The sequence below is a fragment of the Flavobacterium sp. LAR06 genome (assembly GCF_041946075.1).
Taxonomy (GTDB): Bacteria; Bacteroidota; Bacteroidia; order Flavobacteriales; family Flavobacteriaceae; genus Flavobacterium.
On the sequence record NZ_JAUTYT010000004.1, the window covers coordinates 326,991 to 350,511 of the forward strand.

General features: G+C 34.3%; 13 protein-coding genes. 8 read left to right on the forward strand and 5 right to left on the reverse strand.

Annotation, left to right across the window (positions count from 1 at the left end):
* Window positions 1-78: 78 nt before the first annotated feature.
* The 4 genes from nagB to Q7C23_RS08330 form a co-directional block, all read right to left on the reverse strand.
* A complete protein-coding gene (nagB, locus tag Q7C23_RS08315) occupies window positions 79-2,007 on the reverse strand; it encodes a glucosamine-6-phosphate deaminase (RefSeq protein ID WP_375032071.1) in 1,929 nt (642 codons plus the stop codon).
* A 33-nt stretch (window positions 2,008-2,040) separates the two neighbouring features.
* On the reverse strand, window positions 2,041-3,414 hold the full coding sequence (locus tag Q7C23_RS08320; protein ID WP_375032072.1) for a sugar MFS transporter: 1,374 nt from the start codon (window positions 3,412-3,414) through the stop codon (window positions 2,041-2,043).
* Between the two features lie 182 nt (window positions 3,415-3,596).
* Window positions 3,597-4,472 carry a sugar phosphate nucleotidyltransferase gene (locus tag Q7C23_RS08325; protein ID WP_375032073.1) on the reverse strand — a complete coding sequence of 292 codons (876 nt, stop codon included), beginning with the start codon at window positions 4,470-4,472 and terminating at the stop codon, window positions 3,597-3,599.
* A gap of 9 nt (window positions 4,473-4,481) precedes the next feature.
* Window positions 4,482-5,573: a galactokinase family protein gene (locus tag Q7C23_RS08330; RefSeq protein ID WP_375032074.1), complete on the reverse strand. Its 1,092-nt coding sequence runs from the start codon at window positions 5,571-5,573 to the stop codon at window positions 4,482-4,484.
* 233 nt (window positions 5,574-5,806) lie between these two features.
* On the opposite strand from Q7C23_RS08330, the gene Q7C23_RS08335 reads away from it, so the two are divergent.
* On the forward strand, window positions 5,807-6,847 hold the full coding sequence (locus Q7C23_RS08335; RefSeq protein ID WP_375032075.1) for a LacI family DNA-binding transcriptional regulator: 1,041 nt from the start codon (window positions 5,807-5,809) through the stop codon (window positions 6,845-6,847).
* A 59-nt stretch (window positions 6,848-6,906) separates the two neighbouring features.
* On the opposite strand, the gene Q7C23_RS08340 is transcribed toward Q7C23_RS08335, so the two are convergent.
* On the reverse strand, window positions 6,907-7,545 hold the full coding sequence (locus tag Q7C23_RS08340; protein ID WP_375032076.1) for a sugar-binding protein: 639 nt from the start codon (window positions 7,543-7,545) through the stop codon (window positions 6,907-6,909).
* Window positions 7,546-8,244: 699 nt separating this feature from the next.
* Between Q7C23_RS08340 and Q7C23_RS08345 the strand changes: the two genes are divergently transcribed.
* The 7 genes from Q7C23_RS08345 (at window position 8,245) to Q7C23_RS08375 (ending at window position 23,488) form a co-directional block, all read left to right on the forward strand.
* On the forward strand, window positions 8,245-11,328 hold the full coding sequence (locus Q7C23_RS08345; protein ID WP_375032077.1) for a SusC/RagA family TonB-linked outer membrane protein: 3,084 nt from the start codon (window positions 8,245-8,247) through the stop codon (window positions 11,326-11,328).
* 38 nt (window positions 11,329-11,366) lie between these two features.
* Window positions 11,367-12,878, forward strand: a complete 1,512-nt coding sequence (locus tag Q7C23_RS08350; protein ID WP_375032078.1) for a RagB/SusD family nutrient uptake outer membrane protein — start codon at window positions 11,367-11,369, stop codon at window positions 12,876-12,878.
* Window positions 12,879-12,975: 97 nt separating this feature from the next.
* Window positions 12,976-14,385, forward strand: coding sequence for an aryl-sulfate sulfotransferase (locus Q7C23_RS08355; protein WP_375032079.1), 1,410 nt, complete (start codon window positions 12,976-12,978; stop codon window positions 14,383-14,385).
* Between the two features lie 23 nt (window positions 14,386-14,408).
* Window positions 14,409-15,398 carry a c-type cytochrome gene (locus Q7C23_RS08360; protein WP_375032080.1) on the forward strand — a complete coding sequence of 330 codons (990 nt, stop codon included), beginning with the start codon at window positions 14,409-14,411 and terminating at the stop codon, window positions 15,396-15,398.
* Window positions 15,399-15,440: 42 nt separating this feature from the next.
* Complete coding sequence (locus tag Q7C23_RS08365) at window positions 15,441-18,449, forward strand: glycoside hydrolase domain-containing protein (protein ID WP_375032081.1); 3,009 nt, start codon at window positions 15,441-15,443, stop codon at window positions 18,447-18,449.
* 322 nt (window positions 18,450-18,771) lie between these two features.
* The gene (locus Q7C23_RS08370) at window positions 18,772-21,867 is read left to right on the forward strand and encodes a DUF5107 domain-containing protein (protein WP_375032082.1); all 3,096 of its coding nucleotides are present in this window, start codon (window positions 18,772-18,774) and stop codon (window positions 21,865-21,867) included.
* Window positions 21,868-21,931: 64 nt separating this feature from the next.
* Window positions 21,932-23,488, forward strand: coding sequence for a M60 family metallopeptidase (locus Q7C23_RS08375; protein WP_375032083.1), 1,557 nt, complete (start codon window positions 21,932-21,934; stop codon window positions 23,486-23,488).
* Window positions 23,489-23,521: the final 33 nt, after the last annotated feature.

Below are 23,521 nucleotides of genomic sequence, written 5' to 3' on the forward strand. Positions count from 1 at the left end.
ACTTTTTATACTTTTTAGAGGATAGATTAAAAAAAAACGCCACGAATATAAATCTTAGAATCTCAGCAACTCAGAATCTTAATAATGCCATCTCACAAAAGCTTCCATAGCCGCATAAGTTGCCAAACCTAATTGTTGGTACAAAGCTGCTGTTTCTGCGTTTCTGTCTTCAGCTCTTTGCCAAAATTCTCTTGCATCGGTTCCCTGGAAAACAACACCGTCTTTTTGAGATTGGTGTTTGAAGATTCCATGACGTTTTGCCAAAACCTGATCCGGGCTCATTGGTACCGCCATTTCGACTTCATCAATTCCCCACTCCTGCCAAGCTCCTCTGTACAACCATAACCAGCAATCATCCATGAATGATTTTGGTTTCAAGGCTTTTACAGCTTCAAAAATAGCATCCAGACATACTTTATGTGTTCCGTGTGGATCTGCTAAATCACCGGCTGCATAAATTTGATGTGGTTTTATTTTTTCAATCAAATCCATCGTCAATTGAATATCTTCTTTTCCAAGTGGTTTTTTCTCGATTGTTCCGGTTTCATAAAATGGTAATTCCATAAAATGAATCTGATCGTCTGTCAATCCAACAAAATGACTCGTTGCTCTTGCTTCTCCTTTTCTAATCAATCCTTTTATATAACGAACTTCCGGAATATCAATTTCGCTGTTCTTTTTATTAGTTAAAAAGGTGGCAGCTTTTTGGTAAATATCATCTGCCTGCGCACTTTTAATTCCGAATTTCTCATTGTAATCAATAACGAATCTTGCAAAACGTAATGCTTCATCATCCGCTACAGCGATATTTCCTGAAGTCTGATATGCTACATGCACCTCATGTCCCTGCTCCTGCAAACGCATGAAAGTTCCTCCCATACTAATAATATCATCATCAGGGTGTGGACTGAAAATCAATACACGTTTTTTAGCCGGTTCAGCTCTTTCCGGACGATTTGAATCATCTGCATTTGGTTTTCCACCTGGCCAGCCTGTAATAGTATTCTGAAGTTTATTAAAGATTTTGATATTGATATCATAAGCAGGACCTGAATCTGCCAATAAATCACTCATTCCGTTTTCGATATAATCAGCATCAGTTAGCATTAAGATTGGTTTTTTAAGTTGAAGCGCCAATCCTAAAACCGCTTTACGCGTCAATTTATCTGTCCAGATTACTTTTTCTACTAACCAAGGTTTGTTGATTCTGGTTAGCTTTGAAGAAGCTTCCTTATCTAAAATAAAAACGGCGTTGTTGTGTTCCTGCAAAAATGAAGCTGGCACTCGATTCGTCACTTCATCTTCTACCGATTTTTTCACAATGTTTGATTTCCCTTCTCCCCAAGCCATCAAAATAACTTGTTTAGCTTCCATGATTTTTTTCACCCCAAGCGTTATTGCCGTTCTTGGTGTATTACTTAATCCGAAGAAATCTTTGCTTGCCGCAACTCTTGTAATATGATCCAAAGCGACTAAACGCGTTTTAGAGTTTTGAAGCGACCCAGATTCGTTAAAACCGATATGCCCGTTTCCCCCAATTCCTAAAATCTGCAAATCGATTCCACCTAAAGCTTCAATTTTAGCTTCATAATCGTGGCAATAATCTGCGATTTGTTCTTTTGTTAAAAGTCCGTCTGGAACGTGGTAGTTCTCAGGTAAAATATCGACATGATCAAACAGTAATTCTTTCATAAAACGAACATAACTGTTGATTGAGTTTGGTTCCATCGGATAATATTCATCCAGATTAAAACTGATTACGTTCTTAAAACTCAATCCTTCTTCTTTATGCAAACGAACTAATTCTGCATACAATCCTTTTGGAGAAGAACCAGTTGCAAGACCTAAAATACAAGGTTGATTCTCTTTTTGTTTGGATTGAATTAAAGCCGCAATTTCCTGAGCAACGGCTTTTGAAGCATCAGAAGAATTTTCAAAAACAACCGTGTTGATGTTTTCGAATCGTTTTTCGAATCCTGTTGCTTTGTCGATTTTACTTTTTAACATGATATAGTTTTTATTTAATTTCTCTAGTTTATTCTACCATTTTCTGTATTTATGACCTTTAACCGCATAGAAAAGGATCATTATATACGATGGCAATAGCATTAAATACGCAAGCTGATTTCCGCTTCTTGAAACACCCTGAGTTCCAGCTGCAATATTTGATGTATTTATAGTTTCTGTAATTAATCCATATAATAAAGGAAAAATAGCTCCACCGATAATTCCCATAATCAAAATAGCACTTCCTATTTTAGTGTATCCTCCTAAATCTTCAAGAGCCATTGGCCAAATTGCCGGCCAGCAAAGTGCATTTGCCAAACCAAGTAATGCTACTAAAAGAATTACAATTGGCAAATTTGGAACTCCAGGCAATTGAATCGTTAATTTTGGTGAAATAATAACGATTGCTAAAACCAAAATGATTCCTAAAATCCCTGAACCTTTTAAAGCCGTAACCTGCGATAGATATTTCGGAATCAACGTTATTCCTAAAATATATCCAACAACCATTGCTGACATAGTAAAAGAAGTCAACTTTAAATAAAAATTTCCTTCCTCTCCATACACTCCTAATTGTTTTCCGAAGCCTCCAATTGAATCTCCAGCCAAAACTTCGGCAGCCAAATACAACATTAAAGTGATCACTCCCAAAACCAATTGAGGACGTCTGAAGGCGTTTTTAATTTGTTTGAAAATACTCAAATTTGAGATATTTCCTTCTTCATCCAAATCAATTTCAGGAAGCGGAGAAAGCTTAACTAACAAAGCTAACACCGTAATTATCAATCCCATATAAAGATAAGGTCTTTGTAATTGTAATGCAAGAGAATTTAAAGCATTTGCTTTTGAAACGGAATCCAGTATCGCAATTTTATCGGCTGTAAACTCCTGCATATTAGACAAAACCAATGCTGTCAAAATAAGTGGCGCCAAAAAACCAGCGAGTTTATTGGCGATTCCTAAAACACTTATTCTGGCTGCTGCACTTTCTCTTGGACCAATAACTACTACATAAGGATTCGCAGCCGTTTGTAAAATTGCCAAACCAGTTCCCATTACAAAAAGTGCTATTAAGAACAGTAAAAACGTACGGCTTCCTGCAGCAGGATAAAACATGAATGCGCCAAATGCAATGATCAATAATCCTAAAGAGATACCGTTTTTGTATCCCACTTTTTCGATTACCCATGATGATGGAACTGCCATTACAAAATAGGCAATATAAAAGGCAAAAGTTACAAAGTAAGCCTGTGAAGAAGAAAGCTCACAAGCTAACTCAAAAAATGGAATTAAAGGACCGTTTAACCAGGTTACAAATCCGAGAATAAAAAATAATGCGGTCAGGATAACCATCGGAAGAATTGCACTCCTTTTTTCTACTTGTATGATACTTTCAATGTTTGACATAATACTTTTTGGTTGATTGTTAATAGATTATACTTTTATCCATCTAAAATAGCACCAACACTTTTGCGACAATTTTGCAAATTAAATACACTTTTTTGCGTTTTTTTTGCAAAGTAAAGCAAAAATTAGATAACATACGCTACCTATTACTACTTTAAATATCAATTTTGTGTTAATATTTGTTAAACATTCCAGTCTAAAACCGGATAATGCTTCTTTAGATATTCTTTTACATCTGCAATATCTTCTTTAGCCGTTAAATCTGGTACGTGCTCAGAAAAAGGAATACCTAAAGTTGTATTGGGATTTGCTTTAACCGAATTCAAAAGTACTGTCGGTAATTCTTTTTCATCCCTTTCCGGATTTACAGGACAATTTTTAAGATGCGTATACAAAGTGTTTCCATTGAACTTGAAAGCATTCATACTCACTCTTATTTTTCCTTCAACGTCTTTATAATGTTCTAAGTCGTCTGCTGTAGGCTTTTCTAAAATATCCAATAATTGATTATTCTGATCTAATTTGGCGATAGCAAAACGTGAAATTCTTTCAGAAGGAAATTCTAAAGCATCGCGATCATAACTGATAAAAGCATTTGGACTTTGTGTTTCTCTTAACGCCAGTAAAGCTTTCGCCGAATACAAATTATCACTATTGCAAACGGAGTATTCCTGTGTATTTAATTCCGGAAATTGTTCTACTGCCTGAAACAAGGCATCAGCAGTACCAAAAGGTTTCACTCTGCCTTCAGGAATATATTGAACAGCAAAAGAAATAGTAAGCCCGTGAAAATTGTTATTTTCATTCTGGTTTCCATAAAATTCCTTAAACAACTCACCTTGTTCTCCTATAATAATATAGATGTTTTTATAACCCGCTTTTTTAGCATTTAATAAAAGATAATCCAGTAAAGGTCTTCCGCTTGCTCCGACTCCAATTAAACCTTTACTTCTTTCATTGGCTTGTGCAATTTCTTCTGGAGATAAATTATCTAAAATGGCTTCTTTTTTCATACGGGAAGATGCTCCGCCCGCAAGAATAACTAAATTGTTGTGCATATTTATTTTTTAAATTTCAATATTTTCAATAATTCTCACACCCGGATCAACGGTAACAGCATATGCTTCCTGTGCTCCGGCTTTCAAAATAGCGTCAATTACGGCGGCCTCTTTTGCAGGATCTGCAATTACGACTATACTTCCGCCACCGCCAGAACCTACAATTTTAGCTCCATAGGCACCAGCTCGTAAGGCCGCATTTATCATATCATCAATTCGCGGAACTGTAATTTTTAATAAATCACGCAAAACTTCATGATGCTGATTCATTAATTCCCCAATTTTTTTAAGATCTAAAACTGGTTTTTCGAATTCTTTTAAAGCTTCTTTGGTATAATGGTAATTCTTTAAGGCTGCTTCAAAAAATGGAATTAATCTGTCTGGCAAACAATTTCGATAACGATCAATATCTCCAATTTCAGAAGTATTCAAATCAAAAGCCGGAAAATGCTGTTTTACCATATCAATTGCCATTAAAGCATTTCCTTTCAATTCACCAATCAGTCCAATCGTTTCTTTAGGAACGCCCGAAACTCCAGTAATTAAGCCTTTCAAATTAGTCCCAATAATTTTATACGAAAAAGGATCTTTTGTATTAATATACACAATATTCCCTACTCCAATACTAAAATGATCCATCATTCCGCCTGGCTCCCCATGTTCCAAAACCTCTGAAGCATATCCAATTTTAGCAATAAACTCTGGTGTTACTTCGTCATCAACTCCAAAGGCCGTTATTAAAAACTGAATCCAGCCCATTAATAAAGCTGACGAACTCGATGTTCCTGAATTAATTGGAATATCTCCTGTAACGGTAATATCGTACCCTACTTTTGGTACACAGCCATGCCTGCGTAAAACACGAAGCGATGAGGCAAAGTAATCCCTGGATTCCAGTTTTTCAAAAGTCGCATCGATATCAATAACACGTTTTTCATTGATATCGACCATATTAAGAACAAACGTTTTGGTTTTATTTTCTTCGGCAACTAGTTTTATATTTCGATTTATAGCACAGGCTATCACGGGTAATCCTAAATAATCCTGATGATCTCCAAAGAGACATGTTCGACCCGGGGCTAATGAAGTAATTTTTATCACTTGAAAAATTTATATTAAAACATTGTAATTCAAATATTTACAATGAAATGTGGTTATGAATTTATTTTACGATTTCGGTTTTGATTCTACGAAACTATATATTATATTTCTATAAAACAAGAAAAAAATAAAAAATGTGCTCGAACACACTAAAATAATGTTCTCGAGCACACTAATTCATTTTTCTAAAAAATTATACAAATATTTAAAACAAAGTTTCTATATTTGCTTATATGGATAAAAAGTACACAATTAAGGATATAGCAAAAATGGCAGGAGTTTCTAAAGGAACTGTTGATCGTGTTTTGCATAATAGAGGAAAGGTTTCTCCTACTGCACTCGAAAAGATAAATGAAGTTTTAAACGTCATTAACTACGAGCCTAACTTAATTGCCCGAAATTTAAAAAACACGAAAGTCTATCACATTTGTGTTTTAATGCCTGATCCGGAAATTGATCCTTATTGGTATCCTTGCGTTAATGGAATTCAGGAGGCTATAACGGAATTTAAAGCTTACAGCATTATTATCGAAACCTATTTTTTTAATCCTGAAAGTACAAAATCGTTTTTAAGTACTAACGAAAAAATAATCGAAAAGTCACCCGACGCTGTTTTGATAGCACCTTTATTCCATAAAGAAACTATTGAAATTATTAAGCAATATGACGAATTAGAAATTATAGTTAATACCTTCAATAACCAGGTTGAATCTTCATCTATTAAAAGTTTTGTCGGGCAAGATTTATACAAAAGCGGCCGTGTTGCAGCCAGTTTAATGAACCTGATTTTAGATAAAGGCCAAATTGCCATTATCCATATTGATGAAAGTCTAAAAAATGCAGTACACATGCAGGAAAAAGAAAAAGGCTTCAGAAACTATTTTGAAGAAAAAAAGTTATCTGATTTTTCTTTAACAACATTAAAATTAAAATATTCCAATATTGACACTAAGCTGCCTGCATTTCTGGAAGAAAACCCAAATTTAAGCGGCATTTTCATTACCACTTCAAAAGCTTATCAAATTGCCTCTTTTTTATCTCCTCTAAAAGATCGAAAAATTGCACTTATTGGCTATGATTTAATTAAGAAAAATGTAAACTTTCTAAATGAAGGATTGGTTCATTTTTTAATTCACCAAAATCAAAAGAGACAGGCTTATTTAGGAGTCAGCACTTTAGTAGAGCATTTTTTATTCCGAAAAGAAATTCCGGAAACTATTTTGCTTCCCATTGACATTATTAATGTAGAGAATGCTTCCTTTTATATAAGCTAAGACCTGCCACTAAGACACTAATTTTATACTTCTTTGCGACTTTGTGCCTTCGTGGCAAATTACTTCATTAAAATAAATTTTCCGAAAGAAGAAGCAATATGAAAATTAGGTTCCGTCGTATTTGGATTTACCCAAGAAATCCAGGTTGGCTGATAATTTTGATTTTCATCTTTAGAAAATTTAGCCCTAAAAACTCCTGTTTCAATACAATTGCTCTGAATTAAATTTAAAGCTTCTAAAGAAGCCAAACTAATTCTTCCTTCAACAGTAAAAGAACTCTCCTGATTTGAAGATTGAACTTCTAAATCCTTTTTAGGCCAATTCCAATTGAAATCAAAATTTTTATTTGGTTTCGCTTCAAAATCCATTATTCGCGCTGCAGTGTCCATTTCAAGACAATAATAGGGATTGAGAGAATCATTAGCTCTAAAAAATAATTCTACTCGATCTGAGTTCCCGATACTATCCACACTATCATCTTTTTGGTCAATATAAATATCAGTATCAAAAACCCGAAAATTAAAATACAAATTTTCCAAATCATAAAGAGCACGAAACTCAATATTTGAAATTGGATCATTTTTCCACGGAGAAGAAAAATCAGTTAAACAATTTGCTTTTTCCCATAAAGAAGCATCTAAAATTTCTGCATTAATTTTTTGATATTTATCTATTAAAACAACTTGATATTCTTTCACAGTGCAGGGTTTTAAATTTTGTTAATTTTTATTTTCTTCAAAAATGTAAATGACAGAAACAGGAGGTTATTTTAAGTCATTTTTGGAGGTACCAATTTAGCCTAAAAACTGGAAGTAAAAACAGTTCAGCAAATTTTAAATAAAACTTCGATAAAAGCAATTTTTTTGTTAAATAAAACAATAAGAAAATACTGTTTAATTATTATCTATTTAATGTGCCCATTGCGAAATTCATAAGATTTTACAAAAACATCATTTATTATTCACCTAAAGAACAAATTCGCATTAAATAAGCTCAAATAAAGAAGTCATTTATTTCCAAAGATAATTGTAAAAATCACATCTTTTTAAGTCAAAAAAAACGTTTCGAACAATTTTATGTGCTCGAGAACATGAATTTTGTGTGTTCGAGCACATTTTTTGTGTTTTTTCTTGTTTTATAAAAATATAATCTATAGTTTCGTCAGACAATAATCTTAAAACGAAGTTAAATCGTTAAAATTTAAAGCAATTTCAGCACTTCAAAAAAGAGGAAAAACGAATAAAATAATGCGTTTTGAGATCGAAAAATGAACTGAATATTTCAAAAAGAAAATAGTCAAATAGAAAAGTAAAAATGAATTCCTGAATCAAAAAAAGAAGTCCAAAACTTACAATCAAGAAAAAACAATTAAACATTAACCAAAACCAATTTTAAGTATGAAATTATTAACCCAAAAAAAGCCAAGAGATTTTCGGATTAACAATTTATCCAGAAAAGAAATTAAACTAACCGTTCTTTCGTTGTTAGCTTTTACATTTCAGGCTTCGGCTGCTTCGACAATAACTACATCGCACAAAAACAATACGGTCTTGTTTTTTGAAAAAACGGTAAAAGGGACAATAACCGATCAAAACGGCCTTCCTTTACCTGGTGCAAACGTAATAGTAAAAGGCACTAAAACAGGTGTCCAGACAGATGTTGACGGAAGTTTCGCGATTACTGTTCCAGATAATGCAACCAAACTTATTGTGACTTACATTGGTATGGAAGATCAGGAAGTAACAATAACAGGTGCAACACTAAAAATTGTCATGAAAGAAGCAGGACAAAAATTAGAAGAAGTTGTTATTGGATATGGAAAATCAAAGAAAAAAGATCTTACCGGTTCTGTTGCTTCTATTGGCAAGGACAATTTAAATTTAGGTGGTACGGTAGCAAATGTTGGTCAGGCTTTACAAGGACGCGCTTCGGGAGTTCAGGTTCAACAAAACAGCTATGCACCGGGAACTACTCCATCAGTTGTAATTAGAGGAGGTAACTCTATTAATACCTCTAATTCACCATTATATGTAGTTGATGGTTTTATTACTAGTACTGGAGCTTCTATTAGTCCAAATGATATTGAAAATATTCAAATCCTTAAAGATGCTGCATCTACAGCAATTTATGGTGCACGAGGAGGAAATGGGGTTATCCTTATTACGACCAAAAAAGGGAAATCAGGAAAAATGTTGGTTGAGGCAGAAATTTCAGATGGTTTCCAGAATATTATCAAGGAACCGTCATTACTTACAGGGCGACAATATGCTGACATTCAAAATGCTATTGCACTTGAAAATAAAATACCACCACTTTTTCCAGCTAGTTTTCCAGTTGCCAATACCAATTGGTTTGATGCAGCAACGCGTCCCGGAGAAGTGTTGAACAGAACCCTTACTTTTAGCGGGAGCGACAAAACTTCTAAATTTTTCCTTTCAGGAAACTATCTGAAACAAACCGGAGCAATTGTAAATACTGATTTTGAGAGATATACAGTTAGAATGGGCGCTGAAAAGAGATTTAATGAGAAATTAAATATGGGAACCAATGTTTATGGTGCTGTAAGCGAAGGAAATAACAGTGACTTCGGTGATAATATTTTATCTCCAATGTTCTCCATTCAAACAGCTCCTCCAGCAATCCCAATTTATAATGCTGATGGGTCTTATTATAAATACCAAGGAAAAGATAATGCTTTAGCTTTACTATTGGAGCCAACAAATCATGTCATAAACAGAATGGTTAATGGAAATATGTTCCTTGATTATGAAATTATCAAAAACTTAACTTATCATTTTGGGGCTGGAGCTGAATGGCAAGAAAACATTGAAGGAAAATACACTCCAAGTACATTAGTAGCCGGAGCTGCATTAAAAGGTTCAGGATCAGAAGAAAACAAAACTTATTTCAGATGGAGTACAGAGCAATATTTGACTTATAAGTTCAATATTAAAGAACATGCTATAACAGCAATGATTGGTACTTCGAATCAAAAAGATACTTACGAAAGGTTAAGAGCAGCAGGAACTGGTTTTTCAAGTGACCTACTGACTTATCACAATCTTCAGGGCGCAGCAGTTTATTCAAAACCGGAAACAGAAAAAACAGAAACTAAATTAACTTCTTATTTTGGAAGGCTAAACTACTCATTTAATGACAAGTATCTAGCAACCTTTACAATACGAAAAGACGGTTCTTCACGTTTTGGACCAAACAACAAATTCGGAATTTTCCCTTCTGGTGCTGTTGCATGGAAAATGTCTAATGAATCGTTCATTCAAAACTTAAATACTTTTTCTGAACTTAAGTTAAGAGCTAGTTATGGTATTACTGGATCTGATGGTATTGGTGACTATTCGTACATGAGTAGATTAACTTCATGGGGTGTTATCATTGCTCCAGATGATTTTGTTGCAGGTACCGAACCAGCAAATTTGGCAAACCCTAATTTAAAATGGGAAGAAACTGCACAAACGAACTTAGGTTTAGATATGGGATTCTTTAACGACAGATTAAGCGTTACCATTGATGCCTACAAAAAAAGAACTACTGATGCGTTACTAAATGTCCCTGTCGGAGGATGGTGGGGATTCGGTACACAAAGAGTAAATTCAGGAGTAATTGATAACAAAGGACTTGAAGTAGGAATTAGTACGGTTAATTATAGAACGGATAAATTTACATGGAATACCTCTTTAAACCTTGCTTACAACAAACAAGAAATTGTATCACTTGCTGATAATGTTAAGATCATTAGCACAAACACTTCAAATCCAAGTGGTACCGTTTCAGGACAAGAATTTACAAGATTAGAACCAGGAAAAGAAATGGGTGTTTTATATGGATATAAATATGCCGGAGTAGTAAAAACTGGGGAAACTTATGCTCCACAGCCTCTTTCTAAACCAGGAGATCCAAAATTTGAAGATTTGAATGGTGACGGAGCGATTACAGCAGCTGACAGAACTTATTTAGGAAATTCTACACCGCATTTTATCGCCGGACTTAATAATGATTTTAGATATCGAAATTTTGATATAAATATCTTCTTCCAAGGTGCTTTTGATTATTCAGTTTATAACATGACTGATATGGTGGGTGAATCATCAACAAGTACGGATGCTTTAAACCGTTGGGTTGCCGGAACAAACGAAAATACTGATATTCCAAGAGATGGTTATTACAAAAGTAAATATGGTAGCTATGTAAATTCAAAATTTGTTGAAGAAGCATCCTATTTACGTTTAAAAAATATTTCTATTGGATATACTATTCCAGAAAGTGCCCTGAAACAAGCTAAGTTTATAGATAGTATCAGATTATATGCTATTGGTCAAAATTTAGCAACATTTACTAATTATTCTGGAAACGATCCAGAGATTAATGGACACTCAGGTAACAATTTAGGTGGAGGAATTGACTTCAACTCGTTCCCAGCTTCAAGAACCTTTATCCTAGGTATTAAAGTAGCTATTCACTAATCAAAAAAAGCTTTTTTGGTAACATTAAATTATTTAAAATGAAAAAATATACACTAATATTACTTTTACTTGCTGCAGGAATGCAATTTTCTTGCAACCAGGATCTTGATCCTACAGTGTATAGCAATTTGACCAATACCAATGGGTATCAAACAAAGTCAGATGCTATAGCAGCGATCAATTCAATTTACGGTAGGTTAAAAGGACCTTCTGTTGGCGATAACTTTTCTTATTGGGCAACAAGACACTTTGCACTAACAGATATTGCAACAGACTTAGGACATTGTCAATTTGGTGGAGATCCCGGACAACTATCATTAGGTACCTGGAGCTCAACTAACGGACTACTTAGAGAAGACTGGAATGCGATGTATAAATTAATTGCAAACGCAAACAATGCAATTTTTAACATTTTACCAATGGCCGGAATTTCGGGTGCGGAAAAAGCACAGTTTATTGCTGAAGCCAAATTTTTAAGAGCCTCTGCTTATATGGATTTGACTGATGCGTGGGGGCCAGTTATTTTGATAACAGAGGCTAACTTAGGAAACCCAGGGTATTTAGATCAAACGCCGCCTTCGTCAGTTGAAGAAATCGATGCTTTTCTTATTAAAGAATTAACAGAAGCAGCAGATGTATTACCTGTCAATTACAAAACTAATGCTATATATGGCACCAATGATGTTGGTCGTGCAACAAAAGGAGCTGCACTTACCTTGTTAATGAAACTTTACATGCGCAGTCATGATTGGCAAAAAGCAGCTACACTTACTCAAACGATCATAAATCTTAACGAATACAGTCTTTACCCTTCCTACTTAGGACTGTTTAAAGAAAGTAACAAATGGTGTAGTGAGAACATTTTCTCTTCTTTAAGTGATGCCAATACAAACGGAACAGAATTATTAAATCATTTTGGACCAGTTAATCACCCGGTAGTTCAAAACAGATGGCAATATTATACTGTAAATTGGGATTTCTACAATCAATTTGGTGATGAAGATGAAAGAAAACAATGTTTCTTTCCTGAATATGTAGGAATCGATGGTTTATTATATAAACAAGCACCATCATTGGGAGCAGAACCACCTGAAGGCGAGTTTTATATGCAGGATGTGGCAACAAGAAAATATGCTGATGATGAAACCACAACTTATTATGATGGTCATAGTGTAAACATTCTACGTTATGCTGATGTATTATTATGCAGAGCTGAAGCCCTAAACGAAATTAGTGGCCCAACTACAGAAGCAATAAATTTAATTAATCAGGTTAAAGGAAGATCGCACGCTAAACTATTAGTCTTAGCAGATTACAATCAATCTACTTTGAGAGATGCCATTTTACAGGAAAGAGGATGGGAATTCTTCTACGAAGGAAAACGTCGTGCGGATTTAATTAGAATGGGCAAATATGATGTTCTTGTAAATGCATACCACCTTAGAGTTGGTGATGGTGCACCAATAAAAATGCCACAAAATAAATATTATACTTATCCACAAAGTCAGGTCGATCTTAATCCTAAATTAAGTAACGCCGATAGACAATAATAAGAAGGTTAATCAAGAATAGACAGTTAAAATTGTCTGTCTATTCTTGATTTTTATAAAAATAAGTACTTTGCTGTTTCATTAAAGGAGCTAAAAGATGATCAAAAAAATAATAGTAAAAGGGAGTTTTATTTTGGCATTACTTGCATTGGCAAGTTGTTCTAAAAATCAGGCGCGTATCACAAATATCAATATTGGGACACATAGCAACAACGAATTGAAAATTCAAATCGATGTTATTACGAGTGACAATGTTCAGGTATATGCCGAATATTGGTCTGAAAAAAAAGGAATAAAAAGCAAAATAAGTTCTCCTATTTCAAAAACAGGTCTCTCCCACTCTTTAGTTCTTTGCAACATTACTCCTGAAACCAATTACAATTTTCAATTGGTAACTGTTCAGAATCAGCAAAAAGACAGTAGTAAAATCTACAATTTTAAATCCAGAAGTTTACCGGAATGGCTACAAAAGCAATTCAAGGCTAATTGTCCAAAACCGGAACTTTTGCCAGCAAATTTCAAAAAAGGGTTTATGCTTTTAGCCAAAAGAGAAACACCTGGCGTTGCTTATATTGTTGATTACAAAGGCAACTTAAGATGGTATCATACTGTTGAAGGAACCGGATTTAAGGTGGCTCATTTTACAAAAGACCAAACCATTCTTTCAATACTAGGCACAAATGATGAGCCAACAAGTTACGGAAGTGAGATTCTGGAAATCAATTTGCAAGGTGACACGTTAATGCATATCAAAAAGGGACAAGGCAATTTAAAACAAGTTATTCACCATGAAATTATCAAAAAATCCGCTAACGAAATTGTTACGATAACCGTGGATCAAAAAATAATGGATTTAACTTCCATTGGAGGAAAAAAGAACGACACCATAAACGGCGACGGAATTTTGATCATGGACAGAAAAGGAAAACAACTCTGGAAATGGAGTGTTTTTGATGATTTGGATCCATTGAAAGATAAAAAATTATTGAAAACAAAAAAAGACTGGACGCACGCCAACAGTCTTAATTATGATACAGATGGAAACTTTTTAATTTCATTTTACAACAACGGTCAGATTTGGAAAGTAGATTCAAAAACCGGAAAAGTAATCTGGAAATTAGGAAAAGATGGCAACATGAAAATGGCTGCAGATACTAATTTCTCTCAGGGACATGCCGCACACATTAACGTAGATGGAAGTTTAATGTTCTTTGATAATGGAGTTGATAAAAAACAATCTTCTGTTTTTGCTTTGAAAGTTGATGAAAAAGGCAAAACGGTAAAACTGGATTTCCATATCAACCTGCCAAGAGACATTTACAATGACAGAATGGGAAGTGCTTATATGATTGACAAAGAAACCATTTTAGTTTGCTGTTCAAAAAGACATATAACAGTATTAACAAATAAAAAAGGAGTTTTACTTTGGGCTTTAGAGTCTGAAATTCCTCCTTACCGTACACAGTTTATTCCCGAAGAAAATATGAAACCTTTTCTTCTGAATTAAATAATTGATTAAAAATTTTAGACATGAAAAAAATAATTCTTATTGGTATCTTTTCGGCATTGCCAATTGTTGTTTTCAATTCCTGCAATACTTCAAATTCTCAAACTTTGGCAGAAAAAACTTCTGAAGACGAGGCATACATTACTATTGATACTTCGAAAATTCCGGATGACCAATTTGGAGAATCGGTTCGTTATGGAAGAGAATTAATGATGAAAACGGCCTATTATATTGGACCAAATGGCGTTAAAGGAAAATATTTGGGCAATAAAATGAATTGTACCAATTGTCATCAGGATGCTGGTACAAAACCTCATGCTTTCAATTTAATGTCTTCTCATGACAATTATCCGCAATATCGTGGACGCGAAAATAAAGTACTTACACTTGCTGAACGTGTAAACAACTGTATTATGCGTCCGCATTCAGGAAAACCGCTTCCACTTGACAGTGATGAAATGGTTGCCTTTTTATCTTATTTCAAATGGATCAGCAAATTTGTTCCGAAAGACGGAGATTTTAAAGGTGCTAAAAACTTAGAAATAGAATTCCCAGATGTTGCTGCAAGTCCGGAAAGAGGAAAAGCTCTTTTTGTTGAAAATTGTGCCCGTTGCCACGGAAATAATGGCGAAGGCGTTTACAACGCTGATAAATCTGGATATACTTATCCGCCGCTTTGGGGCGAATACGGCTACCAACCTGGTTCAAGCATGCACCGTGTTATCAAACAAGCTCAGTGGCTAAAAAGTAACATGCCTTATGATAAGGTGACTATTGGAAAACCTCATTTAACAGATCAGCAGGCATTGGATATTGCTGCCTTTGTAAATGATGACGCTATACATCCAAGGCCTAATCCAAAAACACTTGATTATCCAAACAAAATGGGCAAACCCATTGATTACTCACATAGTCCTTTTCAGGACAATTTTACCGAAGAACAACACAAATATGGGCCTTACAAACCTATTATTGCTTACTGGAAAAAAAATGGATGGAAAGCAGTTTACTAAATTATTAATTACGCATACCCTTTTAACCTGAACATCAAAAAAATGAAACTAAACCTAAAAAACAGACCGCTTTTAAGTAAAATATTGATTATGTGCCTTTGCATTTTCAGTATACCATTGGCTGCACAACAAATAAAGTATTCAGATGGAAATGACAGCTGGAATCCTAATTTGTTAGGAAACCATCGCGTTGTTGTTGAATTTACCGGAAAAGATAATGTTGCAAAAACTACTATTGAATGGCGCAGAAGAGATGAAAATCCGGAACTTAAAAGAATTATTGTTCAGGATGCGAACGGAAAAGAAGTTTTAAACACAAAAACAGAAAATATCAATAGAGAAAACGGTGCGATTTTCTTCGAGCCTGTTTCAGGAAAAGGAACATATTATGTTTACTATATGCCTTATATTGATGAAGGAGATGCTAATTACCCGAAAGGAGTGTATGCAAAACCAGAAAGCAAAGCTGATGCGGCATGGTTGTCTAAAATCAAAACTAATTTAAAAGATAATTGTACGGTTAAGGAAATTCAGAGTGTAAATGCTTTCAATAGTTTTTACCCGATGGAAGTCATTGCAACTGCAGCTGAAACCAAAGACATCATTGCTAAAAACAATGGAAATTCTTTTTTAGTTTTCCCGGAAGACAGATTGTATTCTATCCGAATGAAAAATGATTTTCCACAAAGATGGATTCAAAAAGGAGTTCAAAATAGTTTTGCTGATACTGCTATGAAAGGTGAATATTTAGCTTTTCAATTAGGTGTTTATGCCTTAGAAAATTTAAGCAATGTAAAAGTTCAGTTTTCAGATTTAAAAAATGAAAGTGGTGCTGTAATTGCAGCAAAAAACCTCAATTGTATCAATACAGACGGTACTCGTTATGACGCCTCTAATTTTGCTGCAACTGTTTCTGTTTCAAAAGGAAAAGTTCAGGCAATGTGGTGCGGTGTTGATGTACCGGAAACTGCTGCTGCAGGAACATACACAGGAAAAGCTACCGTTGTTGCTGACGGAAAATCAAAAGAAATTACACTTCAGATAAAAGTAACAAATGAAGTTACTAAAAATGGAGGAATCGACAGTCCTGAAAAAATGACGCGTCTGAAATGGTTAAACTCAACTTTAGCACAGGAAAATACGGTTATCGCGCCTTATACTCCATTAGAAATAAAAGGTTCTGAAATTTCCCTACTAGGTAGAAAATTAATTTTAGGAGCTGATGGTTTTCCTGCACAAATTCAAACTTTCTTCACACCTGAAATGACTGTTATCGGAACAAAAGCTAACGATATCTTGAGCGCTCCAATTGCTTTTCATTTTGTAGATGGCGCTGGAAAAGAATCATTACAATGGCAAAATACAGGAGTTAAATTCCTTAAAAAAGAAGCCGGAACTGTAGCATGGGAAAGTGTTTCGACTTCGAAATCGCTTCAAATGGATGTAAATGCTTCAATTGAATTTGATGGTTTTGTACATTATACTGTCAAAATTACGGCTCTTGAAGATGCTTCTTTTAATGATATCAATATTCATTTACCAATGCAATCTTCATCAGCAAAATATATGATGGGATTAGGTCAAAAAGGTGGAAATCGTCCTGAAACTTTTGACTGGAAATGGGATGTCGCTCATAAAAGCCAAGACGGAGCGTGGATCGGAAATGTAAATTCCGGGTTGCAATTTTCTTTAAGAGATGAAAAATACAGCCGTCCGTTAAACACAAATTTCTATTTACAGAAACCATTATTATTACCAACTTCATGGGGTAATGATAACAAAGGTGGAATCACAATAGCACCAAACCAAAAATCAGTTTTGGTAAATGCTTATAGTGGAGCGCGTACCGTTAAAAAAGGAGATGTGTTATACTATAACTTCAATTTATTAATCACACCTTTCCATGCATTAAACACAGACTTTCAATGGAATACTAAATTCTATCACAAATACAGTCCAATCGATACCATTGCTAAAACTGGTGCTACAGTAATTAATATTCACCACGCAAATGCAATTAATCCATATATCAATTATCCTTTTATTGAATTTAAAAAGATGAAAAGTTATATTGATGAAGCGCATGAAAAAGGATTAAAAGTAAAAATTTACAATACTGTCAGAGAAGTTTCAAACAAAGCTTATGAGACATTTGCTCTAAGAAGTTTAGGCCACGAAATCTACTCTCCAGGAAAAGGCGGTGGATTCTCATGGTTGCAAGAACACGTTGGCGACGATTATATCGCGGCTTGGTTTGTTCCTGAAATTAAAGATGCTGCAATCGTTAATAGCGGTATGAACCGTTGGCATAATTATTATGTTGAAGGAATGAATTGGTTAACGCAAAACGTTGGTATTGATGGTATTTATCTTGATGATGTTGCTTTTGACAGAATCACGATGAAACGTATCAAAAGAGTTTTGACTAAAGACGGACATCCTGGAATTATCGATTTGCACAGTGCAAATCAGTACAATAAAAGTGACGGATTTAACAACAGTGCGAACTTATACATGGAGCATTTTCCCTACATCAATAAATTATGGTTTGGAGAATATTTTGATTACGAAAAAAATCAACCTGACTTTTTCTTAACCGAAGTAAGCGGAATTCCTTTCGGATTGATGGGCGAAATGTTACAAGATGGAGGAAATCCTTGGAGAGGAATGGTTTACGGAATGACAAACAGAATGCCTTGGAGCCACAATGCTGATCCAAGACCAGTATGGAAATTATGGGATACTTTCGGAATTAAAGGTTCTGAAATGATTGGATATTGGAGCGAAAACTGTCCGGTAAAAACAAATAACGAAAAAGTACTGGCAACTGTTTACAAAAAGAACGGTTCAACTTTAATTTCAATTGCAAGCTGGGCTGATGCTGATGTAAAAGTAAAATTAAGCATCGACTGGAAAAAACTAGGAATCGATCCTTCAAAAGCTACAATAACAGCTCCAGAAGTTGCTAATTTCCAACCTGCACAAACCTTTACCGCTAAAGACGAATTGCCAGTAAGCAAAGGAAAAGGATGGTTGCTGATTGTTAAGTAATAATAAATAATTGCCTGTATTATTTGTCATTTCGAGGAACGAGAAATCACATCCAGAGAGCAACGAACCGTGAATCCGTAAATGTGATTTTTGGTTCCGCGAAATGACAAGATCGCGAAAATGTTATTATGAAAATGATTGCCTAGCCCCGATAGAAGTGGAAATCCTTTTGTGGCTGGGTTCGCTACAAAAGATTGAAACGGATAGCGGGATTAGATCCTGAAAAAGATTTGATTAATACAAAAAATAAATTTGGTTGCTTTTTACCCAATTAAAAGCAATCAAATTAACTACCAAATAACCACACTAAATAGCTTTCCATATGAAACTTAAACCTTTTTTATCGATTTTACTCTTTGGAAGCCTCTTTGTCACCGCACAAAATAAACCAACCTATAAGGAATATAAAAAAGTCTTTACAACCTATCCTTTTTCAGATCCGGATCCAATTCCAAAACCAGATACAAAAGTGTATCCTTATTTCCGTTTTGATGGTTTTACAGATAAACCTGTCCAAAAAGAATGGAAAGTAATTGAGGTAGAAAACGATTATATTAAACTGATGATTCTTCCTGAAATTGGAGGAAAAGTTTGGTCAGCAGTCGAAAAATCAACCGGAAAAGATTTTATTTACAACAATCATGTAATCAAATTTAGAGATATCGCCATGCGTGGTCCGTGGACAAGCGGTGGTGTTGAAGGGAATTACGGAATTATAGGTCATACTCCTAATTGCGCAACTCCTGTTGATTACAAAATAATAACACGAGAAGACGGAAGTATCAGCTGCGTAATTGGTGCTTTAGATTTACTGACGCGTACTTCATGGAAATTGGACATCAATTTACCAAAAGATAAAGCCTATTTTACGACAAATTCCTTTTGGTTCAACTCAACTGAATTTGAACAGCCTTATTATACCTGGATGAATACAGGAATTAAGGCATCACAAAGCTTGCAATTTATCTATCCGGGACAAAGTTATATTGGACATAATGGCGAACATAATGCATGGCCTATTGATAAAGAAAACGGCAAAGATTTATCCTTTTACAAAAACAATGATTTTGGTGGTTATAAATCCTATCATGTTTTTGGTAAATACAATGATTTCTTTGGAGGATATTATCATGATGAAGATTTCGGAATGGGAAGATATGGTAATCACGATGACAAACCCGGCAAGAAAATATGGATTTGGGGATTATCCCAACAAGGTATGATCTGGGAAAAATTACTGACCGATACAGATGGACAATATGTTGAAGTACAAAGCGGAAGATTGTTTAATCAGGCAAGTGACAGTAGTAATTTAACACCTTTTAAACAACGCTCTTTTGCACCTTATCAAACAGATGCATGGACAGAATATTGGTTTCCGGTAAAACAAACTAAAGGTTTTGTAAAAGCAAATAATTATGGTTCTGTCAATGTTAAAAACGAAAATGGTTGGCTTAAAATTTACGTTTCTCCACTTCAAAAATTAAATGAAAGGTTAGAAGTTTTTGATAATGGCAAAAAAGTGTATTCTAAAAATATTACTTTAAACACGTTACAATTATTCAAAGATTCGATTCAGGTTGCTGTTGATCCGAACAAACTAAAATTGGTTCTTGGAGAAAATAAACTGGTTTGGAGTTCAGTTCCTGAAGATGGAAATTTGGCACGACCATTAGAAGTTCCTAAAGATTTTGATAATAATTCGGTGTACGGTTTGTATCTGCAGGGAAAAAATTATATCAGTTTTAAAGATTATATAAAAGCAGAAGAGTTCTTGACGGCTTGTTTGAAAAAAGATCCTAACTACGCTCCTGCCCTTTCTGATCTGGCTGGTTTGCAAATTAGAAAATTAGAATATAAAGAAGCAATTGCAACTGCCAGTAAAGCATTAGCAATCGACACCTATAATCCCGTTGCGAACTATTACTATGGAATTGCAAATCTTCATTTAGGTAATACAACAGATGCAAAAGATGGTTTCGATATTGCTGCTGCAAGCGTTGAATATCGCAGCCCTGCTTACACTGCGTTGAGTAAAATTTATTTTGCAGAAAACGATGAGACGAAAGCAATTGAATATGCTGAAAAAAGCCTGTTAAACAATCAGAATAATCTCGAAGGTTTACAATTGCTAGCAGTGATCTATCGTCTTCAAAACAAATCTGAAAAAGCAAATTCGATCTTAGATAAAATTAATAAAGTCGATCCTTTAAATCATTTTGTTGGTTTTGAAAAATTCCTTTGGAACAATTCAAATGCTTCAAAATCAGATTTCACTTCGTTAATTCAAAATGAAATACCAGAGCAGACTTATCTTGAATTAGGTATTTGGTATCAGCATCTGGGCCGTACGGACGAAGCTGTAAAAGTTTTTACGGTGGCGGCTCCAAGTGCTGAAATAATATATTGGAAATCATTTTTAGAAAACAAAGCAGTTGATTTGAGCAAAATTCAACCTGGAATTAGTTTTCCTTTCCGTGGCGAAACTGCCGAAATTCTGGAAAGTTTGATAAAAAACAATGAGCAATGGCAATTGAAATATCATATGGCTTTAATTGAATGGAATCGTAATAACATTTCCAGAGCAAAAGAATTGTTCGCTCAATGTGGTGCAAAACCAAATGATCCTGCCTTTTATGCCTCTAAAGCTTCGTTATTCAAAGATGATTCCCAACTGGTTGTAACGAGTCTTCAGCAAGCAATAAAATTAGATGCTCAGAGTTGGAGATATCCTAAATTATTGGCCGAACACTATATCATCCAAAAACAAAATGATAAAGCATTAGCGACTATAGAACCCTTTTACAAACGCCACACTGAAAATTATGTCGTGGGAATGTTATACGGAAAAACGCTCTTACTGAATAAAAAATACGCTGAAGCCGATGCCTTTTTAACCAAACTGAAAATCCTTCCTTTTGAAGGAGCAACAAGTGGAAGACAATTGTACCATGAAGCCAAACTAATGCAGGCTGTCGCGCAAATGAAAAATAAGCAGTATAAAAAAGCACTTCAATTTATTAGCGAAGCAAAATTATGGCCGGAAAATTTAGGTGTAGGAAAACCATACGATGAAAATATTGATGAAAGACTGGAAAATTGGTTAGATTATCAATGTTATACGAGTCTTGGTGATACCGAAACGGCTAAAAAATCTTTAGAAAAAATCGTTACGTTCAATCCGAAAATTGATAATACGGTTATGAACTTTTTACCGGCTAACCAACTGGTTTCGGCATGGGCTATTGAAAAAACTTCTTCTTCAAAGCAAGCAGAAGAATGGTTGAAACATCAGGCAGAATTATATCCGACAAATAAAATTGTTCAATGGAGTTTATTGGTTTACACCAAAAAACCATCAAATATTTTGACTGAAGATGAAAAAGATGGCGAAGTTAGAATCATTGAAAAATTATAAAAAACCACTGAGTACATAATCAATTACCAACTAAACTAACTACAGTTAATAAAAACCAACACGAATGAAACACCTAGTTTTACTTTGCATTTTATTTTTCCTTTCTAATAGTTATGCTCAAAGTTCTATAGACTCCATTTCCTTAAAAGAAGATTTAGCTTTTTTTAAAGATAATTTAGCTACGAAACTAAAAAAGAACATAAAATCTCAACAATTAGATAAGATTAAAAATAAAGAAATTCGTAATGCAGCCATACAAATGCTTAAGGGTGACTATGATTTCAATTATAGATTAGCTACTTACAAAGCTTATTTATCGCCAGCAATCCTAGGAAAAAAGTTATCCATTGGTGATGGTTACAGTAAATATGAAAACATTACAGGTATTTATTTACCCTTAGGTAAACACATAATTCTGGTAGACAATATTGCAAAAAATAAAACTGTCGATTTAATTATACCTAATTGGAACAGACAGCCACCTACAGGAATTGCCCCTGATCAGGACCCAAATTGGGGAATTGAAAAAAAATCATATCCTTTAAAAAATGGTATAAACATTATAGATGTTAAAGACTTCGATGGTTTGGCTTATATCAATTATTATTCTGAAGAACCTAAAAAGGAAAATGCAATTAAAATTCATTTTATTGATGCCCAAATAAATGGATTTTTTGATTCAGGAAAACAAAAAAATGAAGATTGGAATAAACTTCTGGACAACACTATTTATCCTATGATAGATGCCAGAGGAAAGTATATTCAAACCATTTATCCTAAAGCTGATTTAAAAAAATATGCTTACAACAAAGGGGTGGAATTACTAAATTGTTATGACACTTTGATCTATCGCCAGCATCGCCTTATGGGATTAATTAAATACAATCTTGTACCAAACAATAGAATATTGGCTCGTGTAAACTACAATTACTATATGTTTAGAGACGAAGATGGAATAGCTTATATGGGTGGTAAATCAGGTTATGCATTAGGAATGGTACTTGATCCCCAAAAAGTAATAGCTGGTGATCCCGCATGGGGATTTAGCCACGAAACCGGGCATGTACATCAATTGCAACCCTATTTTAATTGGGGAGGACTTTGTGAAGTAAGTAATAATGTTTTCACAATGTATGTTCTCAAATCATTAGGGATTAAATCTCGTCTTATGGAAGGTAACTACTATGATGCTGCAAGAAAAAAAGTTATCGAAAAAAAAGAAAGTTATTTAAAAGTGGGTGGGAGTTTTGAACCACTTGTACCTTTTTGGCAACTGCAATTATACTTTGAAAAAGCAGGCAAAAATCCCGATTTTTACCCTGACCTTTTTGAAGCATTTAGAAAACAAGCTCACAACAATGATAAACTAAAAGTAAAAGCCGATGAAAATCCGGCTGTTTACCAACTCAATTTTATAAAAACGGCATGTGAAGTAAGTAAAGTTGATTTAACCGATTTTTTTGATTCCTATGGATTCTTTTATGTGGGCAGTTTTGAAGGAGATTGTTATGGAGCCTATCACTACAATATGACCGAAAAAATGGCAATGGATTGTAAAAATGAAATAAAATCAAAAAATTATCCTAAACCCGTTTTAGATATAACAACCTTGACTGATTAATTTTCAAAGCAAAAATTGAAATTTTTAAGATAT

Coding starts and splice junctions, on each gene's coding strand:
- Q7C23_RS08375 (WP_375032083.1), top strand. CDS start 21,932: ATGAAACACCTAGTTTTACTTTGCATTTTATTTTTCCTTTCTAATAGT.
- Q7C23_RS08370 (WP_375032082.1), top strand. CDS start 18,772: ATGAAACTTAAACCTTTTTTATCGATTTTACTCTTTGGAAGCCTCTTT.
- Q7C23_RS08350 (WP_375032078.1), top strand. CDS start 11,367: ATGAAAAAATATACACTAATATTACTTTTACTTGCTGCAGGAATGCAA.
- Q7C23_RS08365 (WP_375032081.1), top strand. CDS start 15,441: ATGAAACTAAACCTAAAAAACAGACCGCTTTTAAGTAAAATATTGATT.
- Q7C23_RS08320 (WP_375032072.1), bottom strand. CDS start 3,414: ATGTCAAACATTGAAAGTATCATACAAGTAGAAAAAAGGAGTGCAATT.
- Q7C23_RS08360 (WP_375032080.1), top strand. CDS start 14,409: ATGAAAAAAATAATTCTTATTGGTATCTTTTCGGCATTGCCAATTGTT.
- Q7C23_RS08335 (WP_375032075.1), top strand. CDS start 5,807: ATGGATAAAAAGTACACAATTAAGGATATAGCAAAAATGGCAGGAGTT.
- Q7C23_RS08345 (WP_375032077.1), top strand. CDS start 8,245: ATGAAATTATTAACCCAAAAAAAGCCAAGAGATTTTCGGATTAACAAT.
- Q7C23_RS08325 (WP_375032073.1), bottom strand. CDS start 4,472: ATGCACAACAATTTAGTTATTCTTGCGGGCGGAGCATCTTCCCGTATG.
- nagB (WP_375032071.1), bottom strand. CDS start 2,007: ATGTTAAAAAGTAAAATCGACAAAGCAACAGGATTCGAAAAACGATTC.
- Q7C23_RS08355 (WP_375032079.1), top strand. CDS start 12,976: ATGATCAAAAAAATAATAGTAAAAGGGAGTTTTATTTTGGCATTACTT.